Origin of the sequence: Paraburkholderia sp. RL17-381-BIF-C (genome assembly GCF_046026435.1) — a bacterium.
In the GTDB taxonomy this organism is placed as follows: domain Bacteria; phylum Pseudomonadota; class Gammaproteobacteria; order Burkholderiales; family Burkholderiaceae; genus Paraburkholderia.
On sequence record NZ_JARESX010000020.1, the window covers coordinates 65,456 to 91,965 of the forward strand.

Annotated in this window: 20 protein-coding genes; 13 read left to right on the forward strand and 7 right to left on the reverse strand. The window is 63.8% G+C overall.

Features of this window, described 5'->3' with window-relative positions; translation table 11 throughout:
• Positions 1–231 precede the first annotated feature (231 nt).
• On the forward strand, positions 232–1,854 hold the full coding sequence (locus P0D70_RS14940; protein ID WP_408185066.1) for a methyl-accepting chemotaxis protein: 1,623 nt from the start codon (positions 232–234) through the stop codon (positions 1,852–1,854).
• A 112-nt stretch (positions 1,855–1,966) separates the two neighbouring features.
• Here P0D70_RS14940 and P0D70_RS14945 read toward each other — a convergent pair whose 3' ends face one another.
• Complete coding sequence (locus P0D70_RS14945) at positions 1,967–2,170, reverse strand: cold-shock protein (RefSeq protein ID WP_007178724.1); 204 nt, start codon at positions 2,168–2,170, stop codon at positions 1,967–1,969.
• 218 nt (positions 2,171–2,388) lie between these two features.
• On the opposite strand from P0D70_RS14945, the gene P0D70_RS14950 reads away from it, so the two are divergent.
• Complete coding sequence (locus tag P0D70_RS14950) at positions 2,389–2,664, forward strand: hypothetical protein (RefSeq protein WP_408185067.1); 276 nt, start codon at positions 2,389–2,391, stop codon at positions 2,662–2,664.
• A gap of 201 nt (positions 2,665–2,865) precedes the next feature.
• On the opposite strand, the gene P0D70_RS14955 is transcribed toward P0D70_RS14950, so the two are convergent.
• A complete protein-coding gene (locus P0D70_RS14955; RefSeq protein WP_408185093.1) occupies positions 2,866–3,975 on the reverse strand; it encodes an AGE family epimerase/isomerase in 1,110 nt (369 codons plus the stop codon).
• A gap of 309 nt (positions 3,976–4,284) precedes the next feature.
• Here P0D70_RS14955 and P0D70_RS14960 point away from each other — a divergent pair, with 309 nt between their 5' ends.
• From P0D70_RS14960 to P0D70_RS14990, 7 genes are all read left to right on the forward strand, one after another.
• On the forward strand, positions 4,285–4,971 hold the full coding sequence (locus P0D70_RS14960; RefSeq protein ID WP_408185068.1) for an MgtC/SapB family protein: 687 nt from the start codon (positions 4,285–4,287) through the stop codon (positions 4,969–4,971).
• A gap of 132 nt (positions 4,972–5,103) precedes the next feature.
• Entirely contained in the window at positions 5,104–6,414 is a 1,311-nt protein-coding gene (locus P0D70_RS14965; RefSeq protein ID WP_408185069.1) for a hypothetical protein, read from the forward strand.
• Positions 6,415–6,742: 328 nt separating this feature from the next.
• Positions 6,743–6,901: a hypothetical protein gene (locus P0D70_RS14970; protein WP_177205136.1), complete on the forward strand. Its 159-nt coding sequence runs from the start codon at positions 6,743–6,745 to the stop codon at positions 6,899–6,901.
• A 438-nt stretch (positions 6,902–7,339) separates the two neighbouring features.
• Positions 7,340–7,642: a hypothetical protein gene (locus P0D70_RS14975; protein WP_408185070.1), complete on the forward strand. Its 303-nt coding sequence runs from the start codon at positions 7,340–7,342 to the stop codon at positions 7,640–7,642.
• 109 nt (positions 7,643–7,751) lie between these two features.
• Complete coding sequence (locus P0D70_RS14980; protein WP_177205135.1) at positions 7,752–8,705, forward strand: 3-hydroxyacyl-CoA dehydrogenase family protein; 954 nt, start codon at positions 7,752–7,754, stop codon at positions 8,703–8,705.
• Between the two features lie 190 nt (positions 8,706–8,895).
• Positions 8,896–9,507: a flavin reductase family protein gene (locus tag P0D70_RS14985; protein ID WP_091805081.1), complete on the forward strand. Its 612-nt coding sequence runs from the start codon at positions 8,896–8,898 to the stop codon at positions 9,505–9,507.
• Between the two features lie 169 nt (positions 9,508–9,676).
• Entirely contained in the window at positions 9,677–10,111 is a 435-nt protein-coding gene (locus tag P0D70_RS14990; RefSeq protein WP_091805079.1) for a cupin domain-containing protein, read from the forward strand.
• A gap of 122 nt (positions 10,112–10,233) precedes the next feature.
• On the opposite strand, the gene P0D70_RS14995 is transcribed toward P0D70_RS14990, so the two are convergent.
• Positions 10,234–11,694, reverse strand: coding sequence for a polyhydroxyalkanoate depolymerase (locus P0D70_RS14995; RefSeq protein WP_408185071.1), 1,461 nt, complete (start codon positions 11,692–11,694; stop codon positions 10,234–10,236).
• Positions 11,695–11,912: 218 nt separating this feature from the next.
• Here P0D70_RS14995 and P0D70_RS15000 point away from each other — a divergent pair, with 218 nt between their 5' ends.
• Complete coding sequence (locus tag P0D70_RS15000) at positions 11,913–12,566, forward strand: glutathione S-transferase family protein (protein WP_091805076.1); 654 nt, start codon at positions 11,913–11,915, stop codon at positions 12,564–12,566.
• Positions 12,567–12,651: 85 nt separating this feature from the next.
• Here the strand turns inward: P0D70_RS15000 and P0D70_RS15005 are convergent, their stop codons facing one another.
• From P0D70_RS15005 to P0D70_RS15015, 3 genes are all read right to left on the reverse strand, one after another.
• Complete coding sequence (locus P0D70_RS15005; RefSeq protein WP_408185072.1) at positions 12,652–14,625, reverse strand: methyl-accepting chemotaxis protein; 1,974 nt, start codon at positions 14,623–14,625, stop codon at positions 12,652–12,654.
• A 163-nt stretch (positions 14,626–14,788) separates the two neighbouring features.
• The gene (locus P0D70_RS15010) at positions 14,789–17,125 is read right to left on the reverse strand and encodes a heavy metal translocating P-type ATPase (RefSeq protein ID WP_408185073.1); all 2,337 of its coding nucleotides are present in this window, start codon (positions 17,123–17,125) and stop codon (positions 14,789–14,791) included.
• 139 nt (positions 17,126–17,264) lie between these two features.
• Entirely contained in the window at positions 17,265–17,936 is a 672-nt protein-coding gene (locus tag P0D70_RS15015) for an FMN-binding negative transcriptional regulator (protein WP_408185074.1), read from the reverse strand.
• A 297-nt stretch (positions 17,937–18,233) separates the two neighbouring features.
• Here P0D70_RS15015 and P0D70_RS15020 point away from each other — a divergent pair, with 297 nt between their 5' ends.
• Together P0D70_RS15020 and P0D70_RS15025 are read left to right on the forward strand one after the other, a co-directional pair.
• Positions 18,234–19,652 carry a DUF1254 domain-containing protein gene (locus P0D70_RS15020; RefSeq protein WP_408185075.1) on the forward strand — a complete coding sequence of 473 codons (1,419 nt, stop codon included), beginning with the start codon at positions 18,234–18,236 and terminating at the stop codon, positions 19,650–19,652.
• Between the two features lie 264 nt (positions 19,653–19,916).
• On the forward strand, positions 19,917–23,663 hold the full coding sequence (locus P0D70_RS15025) for a DUF748 domain-containing protein (protein WP_408185076.1): 3,747 nt from the start codon (positions 19,917–19,919) through the stop codon (positions 23,661–23,663).
• A 19-nt stretch (positions 23,664–23,682) separates the two neighbouring features.
• On the opposite strand, the gene pdxR is transcribed toward P0D70_RS15025, so the two are convergent.
• Positions 23,683–25,233, reverse strand: a complete 1,551-nt coding sequence (gene pdxR, locus P0D70_RS15030) for a MocR-like pyridoxine biosynthesis transcription factor PdxR (RefSeq protein WP_408185077.1) — start codon at positions 25,231–25,233, stop codon at positions 23,683–23,685.
• Positions 25,234–25,362: 129 nt separating this feature from the next.
• Between pdxR and P0D70_RS15035 the strand changes: the two genes are divergently transcribed.
• On the forward strand, positions 25,363–26,460 hold the full coding sequence (locus tag P0D70_RS15035) for an ABC transporter ATP-binding protein (RefSeq protein WP_091805058.1): 1,098 nt from the start codon (positions 25,363–25,365) through the stop codon (positions 26,458–26,460).
• Positions 26,461–26,510 lie beyond the last annotated feature (50 nt).

Below are 26,510 nucleotides of genomic sequence, written 5' to 3' on the forward strand. Positions count from 1 at the left end.
ACTGGCCTGCGTCGTGCAGTCCCTACCCACTCTAGGAAGCGCGCACGCGCCGCGTCAAGGGGAATCGGTAATTTGCTCCATGCATTGTTGTGCGAAGTGATTGCAATGGTGAAGTTGGCCGATGTAAAGGGGGCGTAAGACGATCTTTGATGGAATTGGTCTCAAGCGCGGCTCGGCGATGCCGTTAACCCTGACGTAGCTCCCGTTATTCTTTGCCTTCAGGTATTCACGATGTTCAGCAAGATCAAGGTCGCATCCGGCCTGTTGTGTGTTCTGGCCGCTTTCTGCGTTTTCCAGCTTGTCACGGTCGGTTTGGGGTTCTGGTCGCTCACGCGTACCCATGACGACGTGAACGATCTGTCCAACATCGCCTTGAAGCAGGTGGACGCGGTCAACGAAACGACCCAGCATCTGATGGACGCGCGCATCAATCTCTCGCGCGCCGGCACGCGCATGGTGCGGGGTGGCTCCGAGCCGACCGACATCGTGCAGCACGCTCGCGAACAGTTGACGGCCGCCGACCAGTCGTTCGCGGCCTTCATGAGCGCCCCCAAGACCGGCGACGAGAACGGCGCCCGTGCCGCGGCCCTCGCCGAGCGCTACAAGAAGCTGCACGACGCGCTCGCGGAACTGGTGCAGTTTCTCGACGCGAACAACATTCAGGCGTTCCTCGACCAGCCGACCCAGTCGTTCCAGGACGCCTACCTCGGCGAGTCGCATAACTTCGTGCAGTTCGGCAACGCGGCGAGCCGCGCATCGCTCGATTCGATCGATACGCGCATGGCCACGTTTCGCGCCGTCAGCATCGTGATCCTGCTGGCGCTGGTGGCCGGCACGTTCGTCGTGTATGCGGCGTTGCGCCGGGGCGTGGTGGCGCCGTTGGACGAGGCGGGCCGACACTTCGACCGTATCGCGCAAGGCCGCCTCGACCAGCCGATCGCCGCGCGCGGCACCAATGAGATCGGCCGGCTGTTCTCGGGCCTCGCGAAAATGCAGGCGAGCGTCGCGCGTACCGTGCAAACCGTGCGCGAATCCGCGGACTCGATCCACCTCGGCGCCGACGAAATCGCGACCGGCAACGCCGACTTGTCGGCGCGCACGGAAAGCCAGGCGGCGTCGCTGGAAGAAACCGCGTCGAGCATGGAGGAATTGACCGCCACCGTGCGTCAGAACGCCGAGCACGCCCGGGAGGCCAATGCGCTCGCCGAAACCGCGCTTGAGGCGACCTCGCGCGGCAGCGAAGTGGTCAACGAGGTGGTCGACAAGATGCGCGGCATCGCGCAGAGCTCGGACAAGATCGCCGAGATCATTTCGGTGATCGACGGCATCGCGTTCCAGACCAATATTCTCGCGCTCAACGCGGCCGTGGAAGCGGCCCGCGCCGGCGAGCAGGGGCGCGGCTTCGCCGTGGTGGCGGGCGAGGTGCGCGGCCTCGCGCAGCGCAGCGCGCAATCGGCGAAGGAAATCAAAACGCTGATCAGCGAATCGGTCGCCGAGATTCAGGGCGGTTCGGCGCTGGTCGAGCATGCCGGGGAAGCGATGAGCAACGTGTCCGCCTCCATTTCGCGCGTCACGCAGATGATGGCGGAAATCAGCGCATCGTCGCTCGAGCAGAGCACGGGTATCGAACAGGTCAACCAGGCGGTAGTACAGATGGATGAGATGACGCAGCAGAACGCGGCGCTCGTCGAACAGGCCGCGGCAGCGGCGGCATCGCTGCATCAGCAGACGCAGCAGTTGAAGCAGGCGGTTTCCGTGTTCGAAATTTCGGAATCTGTGTTGCGCACGCAACAATTCGACGAAGCACGTGGCCCATCAGCCGATTTTTCGTTGTCCGGCATGCGCTCGATTTAGCCCGCGCAAGCGCTAAAAACCAAACCGTCAGACAAAGAAAATGGCCCGCCAAAGCGGGCCATTTTGCATTAGACGCAAGCGCCTAAGGGTGCCTCAACGTACCTGACGGTACTTAGGCCGGCTGGATGTTCGCAGCTTGCTTGCCCTTCGGGCCTTGCTTAACTTCAAACGTCACTTTTTGGTTTTCCTGCAGGGACTTGAAGCCGCTGCCTTGAACTTCCGAAAAGTGCGCGAACAGGTCTTCGCCGCCGTCGTCCGGCGTGATGAAGCCAAAGCCCTTTGCATCGTTAAACCACTTCACAGTACCTGTTGCCATTTTTAATCCAGTAAATGTTGTGTGTTGCATTCGCGACCGCTATTTCTCAACGCGAGATCGAGCGCGAAGTAGGAGTTGTATCACGTCTTTATGACGGACGCCAACCAACCAGTATTCGGGTATTCCCCCGCATCGGCATTTTTCCGGCTTGGGAAGCAATTGGAAGGCCGCTCCGCCCGGTAGGGTAAACTGCTTGTATTACTCTTCCAGGAAAAACATTGACACATTATTTGCAAGAAGAACTTACCTCGTTCTGGAGTCGTTTGACCCCCTATCTGGCGATATTGGAGTCTAAATCCCCTCAAGAAGGCGCTCCGGACCCGATCGGCCGTATTACGGTCGATACCGCGGACCGCCAGGCTTTCGCCCTCCACACGACCGATCGCAAGCCGCATGGCGACGTGTCGGACACCCCCACCGGGCAAAGCGCAACTTATATGCGTTTTAAATCTGCCGACACCGGTTGGAGCACCTGGCAGCGCGAAGAGTACTGATCGGCCAGGCGGTCGGCTTTTTGTCCGGGCCCGTCATGACGTCGTGAGATCGCGGCCGGCGCCAGCCGGCTTCGCGATCGTTCGGGTGCCCAAGTCGCGGTCGCAACCGGGGTTGGTCGAGTTTTTAGCGGCCTCGGGAGCGTCGGACAGGTTCGTTAGCGGACGCGAGAAGGCCGCACGATGCGCGCCTCACCGGGAGCCTCACGCCGGCAAGGCCTCATAGGCGGTCGCGAGGTGGTAGGGCGTGGTCGACGGCATGTCTGCCCGGGCCACCTCACCGGCCGGCGTTTTGCATTCGAACCAGCCCTGCGGACGCAGGAACCGTTGTTGGAACCGTTCGATTTGCCGGGGCAGCGCGGCGAGCGCCGTCTGTTCGTCCTGGCTTGCCAGCGCACGCAGATACTCGGTTTGCGCCCAGATCCGCTGGGTCGCGTCCTTCACCTGCCCGGTTTCGTCAAGCGAGGCGCACACGCCGCCTGTCTCCCCGTCCACCCCATGTTGCTGCGCAAAGCTGAACGCTCGCGGCATCGCTTCGGCAAGACCGGAACCTTCGAACAAGGCGCCCGCCTGCTTGACCAGCCAGAACCATTCGAACTGATGACCGGGTTCCAGACGGTTCTCGGCCGCACCGATCGGCAGTTCCGCGATGCAACCCGTGGGCGCGTGCAGGAAGTGACGGGCGACCGCGCCGGCGAGGCGCCGCAATGCGGCGTCGAAAGCGTTGTCGTGCGTGGCTTCGCGAGCGGCCAGCCAGGCTTCGGTCAGGTGCATCAAAGGATTCTGGATCGGCGTGCCCGTCACGCCGGCGAAGTCCGCGGTCAGCGCGGCGTTGAACAGATCGCCTTCGGCGGCGAAGTTCGACTGGATCACCGCCGACGTGCGATGCACGAGCTCCAGCGCGTCGGGATTGCCGGAGCGCCGGCCAAATTCCGCGCAGGCAAACACGACGAATGCGTGCGTGTATAGATCCTTGGTGGTGTCGAGCGGTGCGCCTTGCGGATCGACGCTGAAGAACCATCCGCCGTGGCGGGTGTCCTGAAAGGTACGCGTCAACGAATCGAACAGCACCTGCGCGTGAGCTTCGTCGCCCGCTTGGGAGAAGACGAACAATTGCCGCGCGCAGGCCATGGCCCGGTAACGCTCGGCAGGTAGCGGCTGATGGCCTTCAGCGCTAACCGCTTCGTAGGGCAGCTTCAGTGCGGCGTTGAAACCCGCGCCCCGCCACATGGGCAGCACCACGCCTGTGAAGTGGTCGCGCAGCCTCTTCGCGAGGGCGATGGTGGAAGCGGCGGAAGGGTTCGTGCTCTGCATAGTCAAATTGGTCAAACGCGTATTTCGAAGGGCCTACGGGTTAGTGCCGTAGCCAAAGTCGCAGCGCGGCGCATTCGCCGGCCAACCTGTTGGTGAGCGCGGATGCTACCTGCTTTGCCGGCCGCCAAGCCGAAATCAGCACCACGACTCGCAGTGCGACCGGCTCAACCTGCCTGGCAACCCGCCTGGCAACCCGCCCGGCAACCCGCCTCGCGGCGTGCGGCCTAGCATAAAGCAAACAGGTCCCGCCGGCACTCCGGCGCCGGTGCGGAAAACATCTCAAATAATTGCCGATAAGGAGGAAAAACAATGCTGGGGAATATCGAACTCATCGCCCGTCTGGGGCTGGCCGCGGCGCTCGGCAGTGTCATCGGCTTCGAGCGGGAGCGGCTTTCGTGGGCCGCGGGTCTACGAACGCACATGCTGGTGTGCGTCGGTTCGACGCTCATCATGATCGTCTCGGCCTACGGTTTTGCCGAAGTGCTGGGCGGGGAGCACGTGGTGCTCGACCCGTCGCGGATGGCCGCGCAGGTCGTGTCGGGCATCGGCTTTCTCGGCGCGGGTTCGATCCTGCTGCGCGGCGAGATCGTGCGCGGCCTGACGACGGCGGCGAGCCTCTGGTCGGTCGCCGCCATCGGTCTGGCGGTGGGCGGCGGGCTGTACACGGCGTCGATCGCGGCGACCATCATCATTCTGATCATCCTTGCCGGCATCAAGCCGCTCGAGCGCCGCTTCATCACGGTCAAGCAGCGGCGCCAACTGACGATGATCGTCGAGCGCGGCACCATGACCTTCCACTCGCTGCACGACGAACTCGGCGCCGCAAGCCCGCGCGTCAAACAGTTCGTGATGCAGCAAAGCGAGGACGCGCCCGAGTGCGACGAGGTGATGATCACCTTGCATCGCGTGTCGAATACGGAATATCACGCGATCTGCGGCCGCTTGCGACAACTGCACGGCGTGAAGCAGTTCCGACAGGACGACGCGACTTCGTGAAAACGGAAAATCCTCGGCGAATGGCTTCGGCGGGCGCGGGCGGCCATGCGACAATGCGGTCTCGAAAAATTCCAACGGCATTGACGAGCGGTGCTCGGCGCCCGCTTTCCGGCGACGACCGCTTTTTTCTCTATGGCAGATTCCGTAGCATCCACGCAGTCCCGGCCTTCGCGCACAGCTTCGAAGAAGCGGCGTCAGGCCACCGTCTCGACCGAAACTGAAAACAAGCTGGCGCGCGCCGCGCGCTCTGCACAACGTCTCGCGCAACTGAGCGACGCCTCTCGCGACGACAGCACGCTCGACCTGTTCCCCGACGATCCCACCCGCGCCACGCTGGAAGCGATGAATATCGACATCCGGCAAGGCACGCTGCACGGTTTCGAGTTACCCGATGTAGTGCTGGCGGCGGTCGGCGCGATCGATGCCGGCGACAGCGGGCCGCTCGACGCGCGCTCGGCGCGCCGCGCGCCCCGCGCCGCGAAGTCCGATGAACCGATGCCGGTCAACGCGCAACTGAGCGGGCTTGAAATGGAGCCGCTGGCGACGACGGCTTCGCCGGTCGGCGAACTGGCTTTGTGCGACACGAAGCCGGCAACGGATGCTAATGCCGACGAGAAACCGGCGGCCCCGTTGACGCCAGCCATGGCGGCAGCAACCGTGGCGCGCAGCGTGACCGCGCTGCGCCAGGCGTCCGAGGCGGGGGCGTCGACGGATGCCGCGTCCGCGCAGACGCTGGGTGGCAGCAAGGCGCCGCAACGTTTTGCTGCGACTTTCGCCAAGGCGGCATCGGCTTCGGCTTCGGCATCGCGAGAAGCGACTTCAGTTGAACCCCCGAATACGGTGGATGAAACCGCTTCGGCGCAGGCGAGCGCTGCATCCGCCGAGCCGATGCCTGCCGCGCAGACATCGACGAATTCATCGGCATCCGCACAAGCGAGCGCCGAGTTCGCCGCGCCGTGGCGCGAAGCCCGGCGCGCCGAAGCGGCCGCGGCCGCGCTGCGCGCCGCGCCGGAACTCGATCGCGCGCGGGCCACCGCCTTTGCCGATACCGTCGACGCGCTGTATGGCGTGATCGCCGATCAGCGCCGCGCCGCGACCGATCATTCGCGCCGCATGAAGTGGATGCTGTCGATCGTGGTGGGCGCGTTGCTGGTGACGGTTGCGATCGGCATCACGCAGACCGTGTTGCTGATGCGCCTGACGCGTGAAACCACTGCCCAGCAGCATCGCATCGAACAGATGATGCAGAACCAGCAAGCGGCGATGGCCAGTTTGCTCGACACGCATATGGCGATGGCGAATGCCGCGGCCGCCAGTGCCGCTTCCGGCGCGGCCGCGGCCGCCGCCGCCACTGCTCCGCAAGCTGCCGTCACGGCGGCGCATACCAAACGCGCCGCGCGGGCGCAGCATTCGCATAGGCCGAAAGCGGTTATTCCGCAGTGATGGTCAGTGACCGCCGCGCCGGTAACGCACCGGCCGCGGCGATCCGAACAACGATCGCCGACCAGCGGTGTTCTTGCTCCCTTCCCCTCTCAAAGCCGGTTTCAACAGAAATCGCGTAAAGACCGCGCTGCGCGCGGCTCTCCCTTCCGGCCCTGAATGCCCGAAAACGGGGACGTTGTCATGATGCGACGCACAATGTGGGAAATGCGCCGTGACAAGACGCCACGCCAAAAAATTGCTGCATTGCACTAGCGTTACTCTAGGGAAAACCCTATAATGCTTCTTAAGGGAAAACCCTAGCTAATGCAGTAACCAACCGGGAGTCGCCATGAGCTTCATTTTTGCATTGTTCCAAAAGGTCAGCGACCTCTTTGCGTCGCCCCATCTGCCGCTGGACGCTGAGTACTCGTACGAAGCACGCAGCCGCGAAGCAGAACGCGTGCGCAGGGCACAAGCCACGTTGTTTGGCATCAAGCTGACCGACTAAAAGCCACGCTGCACCGGCCTGAAGCGCGGATTACCGCGTTCGGGCGCGCACTTCGGGTGCGCATCGCATGATTGAAGCCACAGTTCGCGAAACGCGTACCGTGGCTTTTGTTTTTTGGGGCCCATTTTTCGCCCGCAGGCCCGCTGTCCGAATATTTCTACCCCGAAATGAATGTAACGGCGGCTGACACTGCGCCGGTTTGCCGCACGGTCAAATCATCTCGCATGGCCTGACGGACGGGCGTTGACCGCTAAAACGCGGATCTTTCATCCGTCCCCTTCTTTGAAATGAGCGCTTACAAGTGCTCACGTCTTCACGCGGTTTGCGCCGCTAGAGTTGGTCTCAAGCGTACGGCGTCTGGTTCGAGCCTGAGATTGCAGTTCGAGGCCGATCGAGCACGGACGCCGGCTTGATACAAAACTTTGATGGGAGGTCACTATGAAAACCTTTAACAAGACATCGCGTTCGATCATTGCAACGCTGCTGGCGGGCGGCGCGCTGCTCGCAGCCGGCAGCGCATTCGCCCAGGAACGGGTGGTCGTGGAGAACGGTCCGGGACCGGCGGTGTACGGTCAGCCGCACATGACGCCTGTTGGCGTGTCGATCAATATCGGCTGGCATGGCGATCGTTACTACGACGGCCACCGCTACTGGGCTCATGACGACTGGATGCGCCATCACCCGCACGATTACGACCCGCACCACCACGGCGACCATCGTCCGCCGCCGCCGCGCTACTGATGGCCGCATGACCGCGCCGCGCGACGCGGCGTGACGTGCACAAAGCCGGTCCTTCCTCGCGGAAGACCGGCTTTGTCGCGTTCGGCCTTAAGAATCGGCGCGCTGCGCTATGCTTCGAAGCTTTTATCGACGGCAGCGGGAGAGCGGCGTGGACAAGGCAGTCATAGGGGTAGTTGGCACAGGATTGATGGGCGTCGGCATTGCGACGCAAAGCGCGCTGCACGGACACAGAACGATCGTCCACGACGTCGATCCGGCGCGTCTTGCGAGCGTTGCTTCGAAAGCGGAAGCGGTGCTCGACGAGCTGATCGACGCCGGGCGCATCGATCAGGCGGCACGGCAAGCGGCGTTGGCGCGCATCGAAACCCATGCGCAACTCGACGTGATGGCGTCGGCGCAATTCGTGATCGAGGCCATTCCCGAAGTGCTCGAACTGAAGCATCGCCTGTATGCGGCGCTGACTGAGTTGCTCTCCGATGACGCGATTCTCGCGAGCAATACCAGCGGTTTCCCGCCTGATCAACTGGTCACGCCGTTGCGCGCGAAAGAGCGCTTCGTGATCGCGCATTTCTGGAACCCGCCGCACATGATTCCGCTCGTCGAAGTCGTGCCGGGCACGGCGACCGCGCCGGAAGTGACCCAGCAGACCGCCGCGTTGATGAGCGCGATCGGCATGGAGCCGGTGGTGCTGGCGAAGGCGATTCCGGGCTTTGTCGGCAACCGCTTGCAGTTCGCGGTGCTGCGCGAGGCGTTGAACATTGTCCGATCCGGGGCGGCGACGCCTGACGTGGTCGACCGCGTGATGAAGGCGTCGCTCGGACGCCGCTGGGGGATCGTTGGGCCGCTCGAGGGTGCGGATATGGGCGGGCTCGACACCTTCCTCGATATCTCCACGCATCTGATGCCCGAACTGGCCAAAGACGAAGACGTGCTCGACTTATTGCGCGAGCAGGTCGACGCAGGGCGCGTCGGCGTGCGCAGCGGCGCCGGTTTCTACGAATGGGACGACGCGCATCTGGCGCAGGTGAAAGAAGGACGCCGCCGCGTGATCAGTCGCGGTTGATGAACGGACACGGCGACGGCGGCTGATTGCCGGAACGGGGGCGAGGCTTCTTGCGCATCATCACGGCCTCACCGGAAATGGCGCGGGGTGCCTTGCGGGAAATGCCATGCCCAGCAGCGGCCGCCGCTCTGCTGTATAAATGCCCTCTAGCCCACAATCCAGGCTCAATCCGTCAAGCCGACTCAGCGCCATGTCCCACTACTTCTACGATCCCGCCACGGGCCACGGCCTTGCGCACGATCCCTTCAAAGCCATCGTCGCACCGCGGCTGATCGGCTGGATTTCGTCGCGCGACGCCGAAGGTACTTTGAATCTCGCGCCATACAGTTTCTTCGGCGCGTTCGCCACCTTCCCGGCGATCATCGGTTTTTGCAGCGAAGGTCGTAAAGACAGCGTCACCAACATAGAAGCCACCGGCGAATTCGTCTGGAACCTGGCCACCAAACCGCTCGCCGAGCAGATGAACCGTTCGTCGGCGCCGGTCGCGCCGTCTGTCGACGAATTCGCACTCGCGGGTCTCACGCCTGCGCCGGGCCGTAACGTCGCCGTGCCGCACGTCGCCGAATCGCCGGCCGCGCTCGAGTGCAAGTTGCTGCAAGTGGTGCGTCTGCATACACTCGACGGCAAACCGATGGACAACTACCTGTCGCTCGGCCAGGTGGTCGGCGTGCACATCAACGAGGCCTATCTGAAAGACGGCCTGTTCGACACGCATGCGGCGCAGCCGATCATGCGCGCCGGCTATCGCGGGGACTATGCGGAAATCGGCGACATGTTCCAGATGTTCCGCCCGAGCGCCTAAGCACCGCAGCGTTTGAAACCAGATCGCGCCGCGCGAGGCGGCGCGGCAATCAGCGCAGCGCCTGCGAATCGTGCAAAACCGGCTCCAGTGGACTGGCCCGCTTGATGCTTGCAACCGACGCTCCAATGCGTCGTTTTCAACTGCCGGCTCACTCGCGAGGAGCGCGATCATGTCCACCGAATTCGCCACGCAATTCAGCCATGTCCGTCCGCAAGACACGTCCTACGTGGATCAGGGCTTACGCGACTTTTTTCTCTACCGTGATTTAGGCATCGCGCAGGCGACCGGCGGCAAGGTGCTCGCGCAACTCGTCAAGGCGAATCACGCACCAGAGCAAGGCACCGGCTGGCACCGTCATGAGGCCGACTTCCACATTGTGATCATGCTGAAGGGCTGGGCGCGCTTCATGTACGGCGACAAGGAGACCCTCGTTGCCGCCGGCGATTGCGTGCATCAGGCGCCGGGCATCGTTCACTATCTGTTCGATTATTCGGAAGATATGGAGTACATCGAAATCGTCTCACCGGCCGATTTCAAATCGATCGACGTCGAAGGGCCGTGTGACGTGCCGGCGGTGACGCCCTGGAAGGGCGTCGCGGCATAGCGAAGGGAACGCGTCTGCGTGTGCAGCGCGCATCAACGCGCGGCCACGCACGCAGACCTCCCGCCGACACAGCGCCGCTAAAGGTGCTGGGAAAGCGCTAAGAAAGCACCAAGAAACGCGCATTACGCTGCAGGCGGCCGCCTACGCGGAGCGCGTGGCGTCTGCGGCTTGATCGCAGCGGCCGAACTTTCACTCGGCGCAGCGCCCGATCCATTCGACCCGACCCTCACCGCCGCATCCACTTCCACATCGACCACCGCCGTCGCGGCCGGCGCTGCCGCCGTGACCTCGGCAGCCTTGGCCGCGGGCACTGGCTGGATCGTGCGCGCCCGCGATCCGACCAACACCGCGCGCGGTTCATTGTCGTAAATCACGGCCCGTACGCGCGGATAGATTTGCCGCTCCCAGCGGTGTCCATTGAAAACGCCGTAATGCCCGACGCCGGTCTGCACGTGGTGCGTCTTCAGATAGGGCCGCAATTTGTCGCACATGTCTTGCGCCGCGAGCGTCTGCCCGACGGCGCAGATATCGTCCTTCTCGCCTTCCACCGTGAGCAAGGCCGTGCGGCGAATTTTCGATGGCTCGACGAGACGCCCCCGAACTTCGAGCGCATGCAACGGCAGCGCATGCCGCTGAAAAACCGTATCGACAGTCTCCAGATAGAAGTCGGCCGTCAGGTCCATCGTCGCGAAGTATTCTTCGTAGAACGTGTGAATCGTGTCGGCTTTCGCAGGATCGCCTTTGGCGCGTTCGTAATGCATCGTCTCGAACGAATCGAGATGGCGGTTGAGATTCATCGCCATGAACGCGGTCAACTGCACGAAGCCCGGATACACGCGCCGGTGCGCGCCCGCAAAACCGAACGGCACCGCGCTGATCAGATTCTGCTCGAACCACTCGATCGGCTTGCTCTTCGCGAGGTCGTTGACGCGGGTCGGGTTGATGCGGGTGTCGAGTGGACCGGCCATCAGCGTCATGCTCGCAGGCTGCGCGGGATGATCGTCGGCGGCCATGAGCGCGACCGCGGCCAGCGCGGCGACTGTCGGCTGGCACACGGCCAGCAGATGCGCGCCGGGCCCGATCGCTTCAGTGAAGTCGATCACGTGCTGCACGAATTCGTCGAAGCCGAAGCGGCCCTGGCTCAATGGAACGTCGCGCGGGTTGTGCCAGTCGGTGATGTAGACGTCGTGTTCGGTCAGCATGGTGCGCACAGTGCCACGCAGCAGTGTCGCAAAGTGACCGGACATGGGCGCGATCACCAGTACACGGGGCTGCGGCACCGACGGCGGAGTCTGCTTACGGAAATGCAGCAGCGAGCAGAATGGCGTGTGCGCCGCGACTTCTTCGACGATCGCCACGGATTTGCCCTCTGACACCACGCTATCGATGTCGAACGGCGGCCGCACGGGCGTGAGACCGGCGAGTGTCAACAATTCGCAGGCGGCGCGGATCGATCGGCCATGCGACGTTTCGCCGAACGCGGGCCATGCGTCGAGCGAATGATTCATCAGTGCTGCGCCGTGTCGCATGGGCAGCATCATGTCGGCGAAAGCCTGATATGTGGGATATGCGAACAGGTTCATAACCTTCGCACGAATGCTGAAGAGGATGGAACCCAAATAGAGGCAAGTCATGTGCCAATCAGCATAAGCACGGGGGCGGCCCTGCCTGCACGTTGGCATAGCATTTGCGCGAGTCAGGGCAACGGGCCGAAATTGCCGCGCTTTGGTGCGCGCGCGCACGGCAACGTGCACGCATGGCGTCAGGCGCCGACCGAACGCCTCATCTGGAGGAGAATCGTATGGCGAATACCACGCTCACTATCAGCAGCAAGAATTATTCGTCGTGGTCGTTGCGCGGCTGGCTGTTGACCCGGTTCAGCGGATTGCCTTTCGAAGAAGTCGTCATGCCGATCGACGATCCAGCGGCACGCGCCGAACTGCTGCTGCTGTCACCGTCGATATTGGTGCCGTGCCTCGTTCACGACGGCATCGAGATCTGGGACACGCTGGCGATTGCCGAATATCTGAACGAACTCAAACCGGACGCAAAGCTGCTGCCAGAAGACATTCGCGCACGCGCGCATTGCCGCTCGATTTGCGGCGAGATGCATTCGGGTTTCGGCTCCCTGCGCTCGGCCTTGCCGATGAACCTCAAAGCGCATTTTCCAGGCTTCAAGGTGTGGGCGCGGGCTCAATCGGACATCGACCGGATCGTGACGATCTGGAGCGAGTGCCTGAAGCAATATGGCGGGCCGTTTCTGTTCGGCGAGCGGACCACGGCGGACGCGATGTACGCGCCCGTGGTGACGCGATTCGTCACCTACGACGTCAAACTCGATCCGGAAATCGTCGAATACGGACAGCGGATCATGGCGCTGCCCGAGATGCAGGAGTGGATCGCCGACGCGCAACAGGAAGTGGAAGAGATCGACGAGCTGGACGTCGAATTCTGAAGCGGGTGTATTGAAGAAACGCTGTTGCTGCTGCAACGGCGCGCGGCGCGCTGCGGCACGCAACGCCGTGCCGCGATGCTCACCCTCAATCGCGCGCGCTTTCCAGCTTGAACACGCTGACCACCTGCGCAAGGCGCGCGGCCTGATCGCGCAACTCGGCCGCTGCAAGTTCCGCTTCGCCGACAATCGTAGCGTTCTGCTGCGTGGCTTCGCCGATCTGCGTGACGGCGAGATTCACCTGTTCGATGCCGCCCGATTGCTCGCGCGAAGCGACGCTGATTTCGCCCATGATCGCGCGAACCTGGCCGACCTGTTGAACGATGCCCTGCATCGTCGAACTGGCTTCTTCGGCGATCCGGAAGCCGCTTTGCACGGTCGCCGTGGAACTCGCGATCAGGCTCTCGATCTCCTTCACCGAGGCCGCGCTGCGCTGCGCCAGCGCGCGCACTTCCGAGGCCACGACCGCGAAGCCCTTGCCGTGCTCGCCGGCGCGCGCCGCTTCCACGGCGGCGTTCAGCGCGAGGATATTGGTCTGGAAGGCGATACCCTCGATCACGGTCGTGATCTCGGCGATTTTCTGCGACGAGCGGCTGATCTCGCCCATGGTCGACACCACGCGTTCAACCGCGCGGCCGCCTTCGAGCGCGGCGTCGGCGGCGCGGGTGACGAGCGTGTTGGCTTGCGCGGCATGGTCGGCGTTCTGCTGCACCGTCGAGGTGATCTCTTCCATGCTCGCCGCCGTTTCTTCGAGGCTGCTCGCCTGCGTGGCGATTCGCGCGGCGATGTTGCCGCTGCCGGTGGCGATCTTTTCGGTGCCGTGGGACATGTCCGTCGACGCATTGCGCACTTGCGAAACAATGCGCGCGAGTCCTTCGCCGATGCCGTCGATCGACTGCATCAGGCGGCCAATTTCATCGGCGCGCGCGTTTGCGCCATTCGCCACGCGCACGCTCAGATCGCCCGAGGCGAAACGTTCGGACGCCTTGGCGGCTTCTTCGAGCGGACGGCTCACGAGGCGCCGCACCGCAATCAGGAACACCACCGCGAATACGCCGACGAGGATGAAGCCGAGCAGTAGAAATTCATTGCGGGTGGCGACGACGTCGGCCATCACTTCGTCGCGCGGCGCGACGCCGCCAACCAGCCATTGCCATTCCGGCACGGTAACGAACGACACGAACTTGTCGCGCGAGCCGCGCTCGCCGAGCGTGGCGTCGGCCGAGCTGTATTCGAGCTGGCCGTCCTTCATGTCGAGCATCTGCTGATACGGTGCGTTCGCGTTGTCGGCGTTCTGGCCGGCCGCTGCCGGATGCACGATCAGCTTGCCGCGCTCCGCGCCCTTCGACGCATCGACAACAAAGTAGTAACCGCTGTCGCCGATCTTCAGATTGCGAATGCCGTCTTCGACCGACTGAATTTCCTTGTCCACATTGACGCCGACAAACAGCGCGCCGATCACGCGGCCGCTCGCGTCGGTGATCGGGCGGTATTGCGTGATCAAACGTTTGCCGAAGAGCGCGGCGAGTCCCGTATAGGGTTTGTTCGCGAGGAGCAGTGCGTAGGCCGGTGCCTTGCGGTCGAGCAGCGTGCCGATGGCGCGCGAGCCGTCCTGTTTCTTCAGCGAAGTGGTAACGCGTACGAAGTCGTCGCCATTGCGCGCGAATACGGTGGCGACCGCGCCGCTGCGTTCGAGAAACAGATCGGGGATGGAAAAGTCCAGGTTCAGGACTTTGTCGCCCGCCTTGATGGTCGGCGTGGCGACACCGCCGATATCGACTTTCTGGGTCTCGTCGAGCGTGTATTCGGTGGGCAGGAAACTCGCGAACAGCGACATCGAGCGGTCGACCTCGTTCGATAAGGCCTTGTCGAACAACTTGATCATCGCGGCGATCGAGCGGTCTTTATCGGCGATGCGTTCGAGCACCTGGTCGCTGATCTGCTTGCCGGCGGTGCGGGTGAGCGCCCAAGTGAACGCGGCGAAGATCAACGCGACCAGCACGCACGACAGGATAGCGAGCCGCGCGCCAACGCTGGCACGGCGCAAAGAGAGAAATTCCATGGGCGGTTGCGGAGTAAAGAAGCACAAGCGGAATGCCTGGTCCATGCATAGGCATGACCGGCATCGATGGCTGGTTTACGGCCGCTGCGTCCGCCTTCTTTAAAAATTCGAAAGTAGTTCGTAATAACCGTACGGCGCACAGGGTATTTAGGCTCGTACTCGCTTAGCGTGCCGAACCATCCTGCGCACCGCGCCACGTGCGCAGCAGCAGCGCATTGGTGACTACGCTGACGCTCGAAAACGCCATTGCCGCGCCGGCCAGCATCGGGTTCAGCAGGCCGAAGGCGGCCAGCGGAATGCCGATCAGGTTATAGACGAAGGCCCAGAACAGGTTCTGCTGGATCTTGCGCCAGGTCCTGCGTGAGATGTCGATGGCGTCGGCCACCAGCGCCGGATCGCCGCGCATCAGCGTGATGCCGGCTGCATGCATGGCGACGTCGGTGCCGGTCGCCATGGCAATGCCGATGTCGGCGGCGGCGAGCGCGGGCGCGTCGTTGATGCCGTCGCCGGCCATCGCGACAATGCCGGCGCTGCGAATTTTCAGGTCGCGGATAACGCGGGCTTTGTCGTCGGGCAGCACTTCCGCGTGGAATTCGTCGATGCCGAGCGCCTTGGCGACGCTCGCCGCGCTGCCGCGGTTGTCGCCGGTGACCAGCACGCTCGTGATGCCCATGCGTGCCAGCCGTTCGATGGCTGCGCGCGCCGTCGGTTTGACGGTGTCGCCGAACGCGATCAATGCCAGAGCCGCGGGCGCTTGCGGATCGCGCTGCATGAGCCAGGAGACGGTGTTGCCGGCGGCTTCGAGTTCGTGAGCCCGCGCGGCAAGTTCAGGCGGCAATTCGATGCCGAGTTCGTTGAGCCAGCGTCCGCTGCCCAGCGCGAGCGTGCGGCCGTCGACTTCCGCTTCGACGCCGCGGCCCGCGACCGCGCGTGCGGCGCTGGCGTGCAGCGCGCGCGTCTGCGTGGGAGCCGCAACGGTGTCGCCAATCGCCGCGGGCATGTCGGCGGGCTGCGTCGCAGCTGCTTCATAGGCTTTGACCACCGCGCGAGCCAGCGGATGATCGCTGTTGCGCTGAACCGCTGCCGCAAGCTCCAGCGCCTCTACGCGGCTGATGTCGCCAATCGGCTCGAACGCGGTGACGGACGGCTGGCCGAGCGTCAGCGTGCCGGTTTTGTCGAACGCGACAATCGTCACCCGATGCGCGGTTTCCAGTGCCTCGGCGTCTTTGATCAGCACGCCGCGCCGCGCCGCGACGCCGGTGCCGGCCATGATGGCCGCCGGCGTGGCCAGTCCGAGCGCGCACGGGCACGCGATCACCAGCACGGCAACCGCATTCAGAATCGCGGTTTCGCCGTCCGCGCCGGCGATCAGCCAGCCCACCAATGTGAGCGCGGCAATCGCCAGGATCGCCGGCACGAAGATTTCGCTGACCCGATCGACCAGCCGCTGGATCGGCGCCTTCTCGGCCTGCGCGCTTTCCACGAGGCGGATAATGCGCGCAAGCGTGGTTTCCGCGCCGATCGCCGTGGTCGTCACGGCAATCGCGCCTTCACCGTTGATCGAGCCGGCAGTGACCGGGTCGGCCACCTGCTTCGGCACCGGCAGGCTTTCGCCGGTGATCAGGGATTCGTCGATATGCGTGCGGCCTTCGAGCACCGCGCCGTCGACCGGCACGCGCTCGCCAGGACGCACGAGCACCACCGTGCCGACCCGCACTTGCGCGAGCGGCACGTCGCGCTCGTCGGCGCCGACACGAATGCGCGCGCGATCGGGGCGCAGCGCGTTGAGGGCGCGGATGGCGTCGGTCGTCTGGCGTTTGGCGCGTGCTTCGAGCCACTTGCCGAAGCGCACCAGCGTAATCACGACCGCCGACGCTTCGAAATACAGATGCATCATGTCGCCGGGATGGGTCGCCAGTTCGTAGACGCTGATGCCATACGCCGCCGATGTGCCGAGTGCCACCAGCAAGTCCATGTTGCCCGCGCCGGCCCGCACCGCTCGATAGGCCGCGCGATAGAAGCGTGCGCCGAACACGAACTGCACGATCGAGGCGAGCGCGAATTGCAGCCAGGGCGACAGCATTGCGTGGAAACCGAACCATTCGCCAGCCATCGGCACGGCCAGAGGCAGCGTCAGCGCGGCGGAGGCGAGCACGGCGGCCAACTCGCGGCGGGTTTGATCGAGCTTGCGGTCGGCGGACGCGGCCTCGTCGGCGGCGGTGGAGGTATCCGGCGGTGCGCTCAACGTCGCTTCGTAGCCCGCTTTCCTGACGGCGGCGATCAGCGCGTCCGGGCCGGCGGCTGCGCCGTCCAGATCGACAGTCGCGGTTTCAGTCGCCAGATTCACCGACGCGCTCACGACGCCCGGCACTTTGGCGAGCGCCTTTTCGACGCGCATCGCGCACGAGGCGCAAGTCATGCCGCCGATGTCGAGTTCGGTGGTGTGGGCGGAAGCGTCGGCGGCATCCGCGGGGCGCCGGGCGGTGGCAAGTTCGGTCATGGTAGGCAAGGCTCGTGGCGGCATCAGGCCGCATCATGAGGCCAGTATTGACCTTCCCATAATGGGAAGGTCAAGGACGAATTGCAGTGCGTGCTTTAACCGCGCCGGTATGGCGCTGATTCATCGCGGAAACGTCCGCTCAGAAGGCGGGCGGCGCGTCCAGCATGGCTTGGCCGACCGCCTGCTGTTCGTCGCTTGAGCGCGCCAGCAGGGTGTCGGCCGCGCCGCGACGGTCGGCCGCCGCCTTGTTCTGACCGAGTTTCCACTTGCCGACGAGGCGCGTCACCTCGATTTCGATGCCGACGATCGCACCGAGCATCTGCGCGATGAAGTCGGCGGGAGCGTCGCCCATTTTCCACGGCACCGGTTCGCCGGCTTCCATCTTGCGGGTCAGGCGCGCGACGAGTCCGCGCACGAACGACTCGTCGTCGCGCACGACGATCCGGCCGTGCGCATGCACCACCATATAGTTATAAGTCGGCACCTGCCGATGCGCCTCGTGCTTGCTCGGATACCAGTTCGGCGAGATGTAGGCGGCCGGGCCCTGAAAGATCACGAGCGCTTCCGGGTTCGCCGCGGCTTCCTGCCACACGGGATTGGCGCGGGCGACGTGAGCGCGGAGGATGCCGTGCGTCTCACCCGTCGCCGCATCGGACTGGCTCCCCGCAGCGGGCGCTTCGAATTCGAACGGCAAATGATTCGCGTCGAGTCCGGTCGGTCCGTGGGTAATCAACGCGCCGAAAGGCTGCTCGGCGATCAGGCGGTGGAGAACCTCTGAACGGTTCTCTTCGAAATGGGCAGGCATGTACATGAAGCGCTCCGGATACGAGGGGGCGAAAGAGCAGCGATGAAAGTCGCCCGAGGCTTCGACGCCCGGGCGGATGTAATAAAAAAACGTCAACGGTACTGCAAAAAGGACTGTATGCGCGCGCGAACCGGCGCTATTGCTGCCTTTGCGCTTGCCTGGTGACCAAGGATACGATACAACCCGGTGTTGTCGGCATCGCGAACCGCGGACTGGATGCGTTGGGCTTTCGGAGGCCGCGCAAGCAGGGTTCGTCGCGCACCGGCGTCTCCCTTAGGACCACACGTTCCGCCACCTGAACGAATGATAAAAAATCGCCGAGAGCTGTACTCGAGTCATTGGACCTGCGCATCGCTCGCAGGCCTCGTATTTCTGGCGGGTTGCGCGTCGACTCACACCGCGACGCAGAAATCCACCGGTTGGATCAAGGACGAAGTCGCCGATTCGTACGTATTCGGCTATCCATTGGTACTGATGGGTGTCGCGCGCGACGCGGCGGTCGGCACCGATCCGGGCCGCGCGCCGCTCAATACCCTGCGCCACGCTCAGGCATTGCCGCCGATCGGCGCAGCCAATCCGATGCAGCCGAGCCTCGATACGTTCGATTCGACCGGCTGGCTGGACCTCGGCAGTGAACCGGTGATCGTGGCGCTGCCCGACTCGCACGGCCGCTACGTGGATGCCCGCGTGCTCGACATGTGGACTAACGTGGTCTGGTCGACCAGCTCGCAGTTCGCCACTCGTGCGGCTGGCATCAAGCCGCAGGCGATCGCCTTCGTCGGCCCGGGCTGGCAGGGCGAGTTGCCCAAAGGCGTGAAGCGGGTCGACGTGCCGACTCGCAATGCATGGGTGAGCGTGCGTATCCAGTCGAACGGCACACGTGATCTGACGGCAGTCCGCAAGCTGCAGCGCGCCATTCGCGTCGCGCCGCTGAGCGTCTACGCGGGCGACACGCGTTCTGCCTCCATCGCACCCGCGCGCAGCAATGCCGCCGATGCCGGCGTGCCTGCTTCCGGCACGCCGGCCGCGCAAGTCGCCGCGCTCGATGCCAATGGGTTCTTCAACCGGCTCGCGCAGGCCTTGCCCGACAATCCGCCGACGCCGGCCGATCCGCACGCGCTCAAATTCCTTTCCGACCTCGGCGTGACGCCCGGCGAGCCGGTCAAGCTGCCGAATGCGCCAGAAGCCATTACGGCGGGTCTTGCCGACGGTCATGAGCGCGTCGTCACGCCGCCGTCCAATCTGCTGAACGGCAACGGCTGGAGCTGGTTCGGCGACGGCGTGGGCACCTACGGTCCCGACTACGCGCTGCGCGCCTATGCCGCATACGCGCAACCGGGTATCGGCACGAAAGACGACGAAGTTCGCGCGGTCGTCACCCAGGACAGCGACGGTCGTGCGCTCAACGGCGCAAACCGCTACGTGATCCACTTCGCGCCGAATCAGTTGCCGCCGGTGCGCGGCTTCTGGTCGATCACCGCCTACACGAAGGACGGCGCGTTGGGCGAAAGCGCGCCGGCGCGTCTCGCGGTCGGCGACCGCAATGGCGCGCGCCGCAATCGCGATGGCTCGCTCGACGTGACCGTGTCGTCCGCTCGCAGCAAGAGCGGCAACTGGCTGCCGGCGCCGCGCGCCGATCTGCAACTCGTGCTGCGTCTGTACGCGCCCAAGGCGCAAGCCACCGACGGCAGTTGGCAACCGCCGGCCGTCGTGCGTCAGTGATAGCAGCGTGTCCGTGACGTGACAGCCGTGCTTCAATAGCGGCCGGCTAGAGACGACCCGCGGACTACTCGCTAACAACCCGCTAACGCATCGAGCAAAGCATGTCCGCCAATTCACCGCGGCGGACATGCGGCGCTATCGCGCAGGGGAATGTGTAAGCCTCGCCTTACATTTATATCCCGCGAAACATTCAAGACTTATACTGCCGCTTGCGGGATTTTCGTTTTCGCGGCGGGCTTGCCGCCGCACTACCCAAGACCGAGCATGGCAAGCCTTAATAAAGCATCACTAGCATCGTCCATGCAGACCGTGCGCGATGTCGCGCAGTCACGCCGCACCCGGCGTGTCATTACCGGCCTGCTGATCGTCCTCGTATTGTTCGGTCTGCTGGGCTTCTTTGCTGCACCGCCGCTGATTCGCCACATTGCCGAGCAGCAGCTCAGCAAACAACTGGACCGTCCCGCCACCATCGGCCGCATTGCGCTCAATCCGTATACGCTCCGGCTCGAAGCCGATCGCGTGCATATCGGCGAGCGCGGCGGCGCGGGCGACTTCGTGGATATTTCGCGGCTCATCGTGCAGCCGTCATGGAGTTCGCTGTTTCGCGCGGCACCGATCATCGACGAAGTGCAGCTCGATTCGCCGCGCTTCCATATTGTTCGTTACGACGCGCAGCGTTTCAATTTCACGGACCTGATCGAGAAATTCTCGAAGCAGCCGGCCAAGCCGGATAGCAAACCGACGCTATTTTCCGTATCGAATATTCGCCTCGAAAACGGCCAGATCACATTCGACGACAAACTCCTCGGCGCCACGCACGTAATCGATCAATGGAAGCTCGGCATTCCGTTCATCGCTACGCTGCCTTCGAAAACCGATATCTTCGTCGAGCCGCTGCTGCGGGCGCGCATCGACGGCAGTCCGCTTGCCATCGACGGTAAGACCAAGCCGTTTGCCGCGTCGCGTGAGTCCGAGGTGTCGTTGCGCTTCGACGGGCTCGATGTGCCGCGTCTCATCTCCTACGTGCCGACCAAACTGCCGGTGATCGTGCAGTCCGGCAAACTGTCCACTGATCTCAAGCTCAACTTCGTGGTCTCCAACGACGCGCCTTCGCTGCGCGTGGCGGGCACCGTGGATATGAACGACGTGGGCGTGCAGGATCAAAGCAAGGCGCCGTTCTTCGCGGCGCGCGCCGTGCATGTGGCCGCCGCCACGCTGGAGCCGTTCAAGAGCCTTTATCACTTGGACGAGATCCGTATCGACGCGCCCACCGCCAATCTCGCGCGTGATAAAGACGGCGTGCTGAGCGTCGAGAAGATGTTCGCGCCGGAACCGGCTGCTGCTGCCGCACAACCGGCCGCAAGCGCGCCGCTTGCCGCATCCGCCGCCAATGCCGCCGCCGCGAAGGCCGCGCCGCCACTGGACCTGGCGATCAAGCGCTTCGTGCTCAATGACGGCACCGTCAATGTTCGCGACAACGCCGCCTCGCGTCCCGTCGATGTCGGTATGCAAAAGCTGGCCGTGACGCTGACCGATTTTTCGACGCTCGCCACCGCACCCGCTCATTACACGCTCAATACCGATTTCAAGGACAGCGGTGGATCCCTTGGTGTGGCCGGCGCGTTCGGCTTCGTGGCGAAAACGGCGAGCGCGAAGCTCGACCTGAAGGCGTTGAACCTGCCCAGGTTGCAACCGTACCTCGACACCGCGACCGCGGCGCAAGTCATGGACGGCACGCTCTCCGCCACGGCCAATATCGGCGCGAACTGGTCGAAGTTGCCGGCGGCCGTGATGGTCACCGACACACAGGTGAACCTGCAGTCGCTGAAGCTCGCGGCGCGCGGCAGCAAGGATCCGGTGATTGCGCTCACGCAAGGCAGCGTAAAGGTCAAGCAGGTGGATGTGACGGCGCGCACCGCCGAAGTGACCAGCATCGACACGACCGGGCTAGCGGTCGATGCCCAGCGTCTGAAAGACGGCAGCATCAACCTCGCCGCGCTTGGCGGACAGCACGAAGCCACGCCGGAGCGCACCGCGATCCATGCGGTCAAGAAGGCGCACGCGGAAGGGCCCGCGTGGCGTTACAAGATCGGCGAGTTGAGCCTGAAGGACGCCACCGCCAATTTCACGGACAACACCACGCCGCAGCCGGTGAAACTGAACATCACGCCGCTGCAACTGAAGGTGCAGAACATCAGCGACGACCTGAGCCGTCCGCTGCCGGTCGATCTGCAGGCCACGCTGAACAAGAAGGGCACGCTGGGCGTCAAGGGTGACGTGACGGCGACGCCGCTCAAGGTGGCCGTCAAAGTGAATGCCAACCGGCTCGACGCGGCGGCCTTCGAACCGTACTTCGGCAGCAAGCTGAATGCGGTGATCGCGAGCGCGCTGCTCAATGCGGACGGCGATCTCGCGTTGAGCCAGGCGAAGTCGCTGAAGGCGACCTATCGCGGCGACATGGCGCTCGTCGAAGTGCGCATGCTAGACAAGGCGACCTCGGATCCATTCGCGGGATGGGGCTCGCTCGCGTTGTCCAACCTGAAAGCCGATTACGACGAGCATGGCACCGTGGTCGACGCGGGCCGCGTCACGTTCACGAAGTTCTATGGTCGCGTGCTGCTCGACGCGCAGGGCAAGCTCAACCTCAAGGACGTCGTCGCGCGCGAATCCGGCGCCGCGCAATCGCTGACGCGTGACAAGAGCGGCGCCGAACCCGTGCCGCTGACGCCGCAAGCGGCTTCGACGGTGGCGGCCGCATCCGCACCGCCGCCGGCGTCGGCCGCAAACGCCACGGTCACGGCTGCTACGCCGCCGCAAAGCCCGGTCAAGCTGCACTTCGGCCAACTGGTTCTGCAACAGGGCCGCGTGACGTACACGGACAATTTCATCAAGCCGAATTTCACGGCGAACCTGGTCGGCATTCAGGGCACCGTCGGCGCGTTCGGCACGCAATCCACCACATCCGCGCCGGTCGACATCGCCGCGAAACTGGCCGCCAACGGTCCGCTGTCGATTCGCGGCACGGTCAATCCGCTGATTGCGAAACCGGCGCTCGATCTCACGGCGGTCGCGCACGATATCGAGCTGACCAATCTCACGCCGTATTCGGCGAAATACGCCGGTTATCCGATCACCAAGGGCAAGCTGAATGTCGATCTGCACTACCAGCTCGAAAACGATCAACTGAACGCGAACAATCACATTTTCATCGATCAACTCACGTTCGGCGATCACGTCGACAACAATACGGCGACCAAACTGCCCGTGCGTCTAGCGATCTCGCTTCTGAAGAACTCGCGCGGCGAAATCGACGTGAACCTGCCGGTGTCCGGCTCGCTGTCGAATCCGGAATTCAGCATTGGCGGCCTGATCTGGCATGCGGTGCTCAATCTGCTCGAAAAAGCGGTGACTGCGCCGTTCTCTCTGATCGCCAATGCGTTCGGCGGCAAGGGCGAGGAGTTGGGTTATGTCGAGTTCGAGCCGGGCTCGGCGAAACTCACGGACGCCGACACCCAGAAGCTCGACACGATCGTGAAGGCGTTGAGCGACAAGCCGTCGATTCGCATGGACCTGATCGGCCGCGTCGATCCGGCTGTGGACGAACCCGCGTTGCGCACCGGCTATGTGGACCGCCTCGTCAAGCAGCAAAAGATCAAGGACGTGGTGGGCAATGGCGAGAGCGTCGATCTCTCGACCGTCACCGTTGATCCGAAGGAGTACGACAAGTACCTGAGCAAGGCCTACAAATCGGCGGACTTCAAGAAACCGCGTAACTTTGTCGGCCTGACCAAGAGCTTGCCGGACGACGACATGAAGAGCGCGCTCGCCGCCAACGCACCGATCGATGACGCCAGCCTGCGCCAGCTCGCGCAACAGCGGGCGCAGAGCGTGCAGCAGTATCTGGACGGCAAGATCGACAGCAGCCGCGTGTTCATCGTCGCGCCGAAGCTGACCGCGGACGGCATCAAGGACAAGGGCGCGACGACGCGAGTCGACTTCGGCCTGAAGTGAGCGAACTCAGACCTGGCGCTCAAGCGGCGCGCGTCGGCGTCTTCAATGCGGTTTGCTCGATGACGCGCGCAAGGGTGTCGAACGCGGGACCAATCTTGTCGTTCGGCACACAGGCATAGCCGAGAAGCAGTCCGCGCCGCGCGGGCGGGTCGCTGCTGTAGTAGCTCGCGAGCGGGCGCACGATCACGCCGGCGTCGAAAGCGGCGGCCGTCACCGCGCGATCGTTCGCGTGATCCGGCAGGCCGAGCACCAGATGCAGCCCGGCTTCATCGCCCATTACCGGCAACTCGGTGCCGAAACGCGCGGTAATCGCGTCGATCAGAATCTGCCGGCGCTCGCCGTATAGCGCACGCATGCGCCGAACGTGCGAGGTGAGGTGGCCGTCCATGATGAAGTCGGTCATCACCGCTTGCTGCATCAACTGACCTTCGCGGTATAACTCGGCCACGCCCGTGCGGAACGTGTCCACCAGATGCTCCGGCGCGATCATGTAGCCGATCCGCAGGCCTGGAAACAGCATCTTCCCCAGACTGCCGACGTAGATCACCTGGCCGGCATCGTCGAGTCCTTGCAGCGAGGCGAGCGGACGGCTGCCGTAGCGGAACTCGCTGTCGTAATCGTCCTCGATGATCCACACGTTGTGCTGGCGCGCGTATTCGAGCAGCGTGCGGCGGCGCGCGAGGCTCATCACCATGCCGAGCGGATATTGATGCGACGGCGTGACGAGTGCGAGGCGCGGCGGCTGTTGCAAATCCTGTTCGCGCGGATTCAGACCTTCGTCATCCACCGGCACCGGCACAAGGGTAATCCCCGATGACTGCAGCACACTACGCGCGCCCCAATAGCAGGGTTCTTCGACCCACGCGCGGTCGCCGACATCGGTCAACAGGCGCACAGCCAGATCGATCGATTGATGAATGCCGGTGGTGATGATGATCTGATCCGGCGTGCAATTCACCGAGCGCGCGACGCGCAGGTAATCCGACAATGCCCGCCGCAATGGCCGGTAGCCGCCGCCGGGCGCGTAGGTCAGCAGATCGGGATTGGCCTCCTTCCACAAACGCGCCTGCAAGCGGCTCCACGTGCGCGCTGGAAATTCCGCGACGTCGGGCACACCCGGCATGAACGCGCCCCATTGTTTGGCGGACACGCCGGCTTTATCGATCAGGCGCCGTCCGCGAGTCGACAGGTCGCCCAGATCGCGCTTCGGCGGCTTCGGGGTTTCCGTGGCCGTACTGCTGCCTGCCTTGTCGACGCTCGCCACCGCCGGCTTCTTGCGCGTATTCACGGCTGCCGTGTCCGGCCTCGTGTCGGCGACGTAAGTGCCGCTGCCGGTGGTCGAGATCACGTAGCCCTCAGCGGTCAACTGATCGTAGACGTGCAGGACCGTGTTGCGCGCAATGCCGAGGTCTTCGGCGAGCGTGCGCGAACTGGGCAGTTTGGTGCCCGGCGGCAACTGGCCGGTCAGAATGGCTTGCTGCATGAGCCGCAACGTCTGCCTGTAGACCGGTTCGGCGGCCGTGCGGTCGAGCCTCGCGGCCAGCCAATCCGACAAGATCACGGTGTCCAAGTGGTTCTATCCGGAATAATGAAATGGTTCCATATTGTAGAACCGTAACGGTCTATAGTGAGCCACGCAATGGATGCAATCCCGCTGCTTTGCGGGGGAGCCAGCCGGACCGCAGAGGAGACTTAACCGATGAAAACCGATGACGTGATCGTCAGCTTTCGGGGTGTGCGCAAGACGTACGACGGCGAAACGCTGGTCGTCAAACAACTTGATCTGGATATCTATCAGGGCGAATTTCTGACCCTGCTCGGGCCGTCCGGATCCGGGAAAACCACCTGCCTGATGATGCTGGCGGGTTTTGAGTTTCCCACCGGCGGCGAGATCTGGCTGGACGGCACGCTGCTCAACACAGTGCCACCGCATAAGCGCAACATTGGCATGGTGTTTCAGAACTATGCGTTGTTTCCGCATCTGACAGTCGAACAGAACGTTGCCTATCCATTGACCGTGCGCAAGATTTCGGCGCAGGAGCGCGCGGAACGCACCCATAACGCGTTGAAGATGGTGCGCATGGAGAGCTTCGCAAAGCGCTATCCGGCGCAACTTTCAGGCGGACAACAGCAGCGCATCGCGCTCGCCCGCGCGCTGGTGTTCGAACCGAAGCTCGTGCTGATGGACGAGCCGCTCGGCGCGCTGGACAAACAGTTGCGCGAACACATGCAGTACGAACTTAAATCATTGCACGAGAAACTCGGCGTGACGTTCGTGTACGTCACGCACGATCAGGGCGAGGCACTGACCATGTCCGACCGCGTCGCCGTGTTCGATAAAGGCATCGTGCAGCAACTCGATACCGTCGATCGGCTGTACGAATCGCCATGCAATGAGTTCGTGGCGAACTTCATCGGCGACAGCAACAAGCTGCGCGGCACGATCGCGAATGTCGAGGGTGAGTTCTGCGAATTCCGTCTGAGCGACGGCACGCGGCTCACCGGTCGCAATATCGGCGGCGCGCGGGCGGGTACGCCGGCGGTCGCGTGTATTCGCCCCGAGCGCATGAAGCTCGCCAACGGCCTGTCACGGCCAGGCGCCAATGCGCTGGCCGGCGAGGCACGCGGGCTGATCTATTTCGGCGACCACGTGCGCATGCGCTGTGGTTTGCATGAACAGGACGAGTGCTTCGTCAAGGTGCCGCTCGGCACCGACGCGCTCGACACCTTCGCGCCCGGCGCGCCGGTCGCACTGGAGTTCGCACCCGAGCATCTGCGGGTATTCGCAGGGGCGTGAATGCGCCGGATACGCACTGTGTTCGACGCGGGCAGGTCAGATCAGGCAGC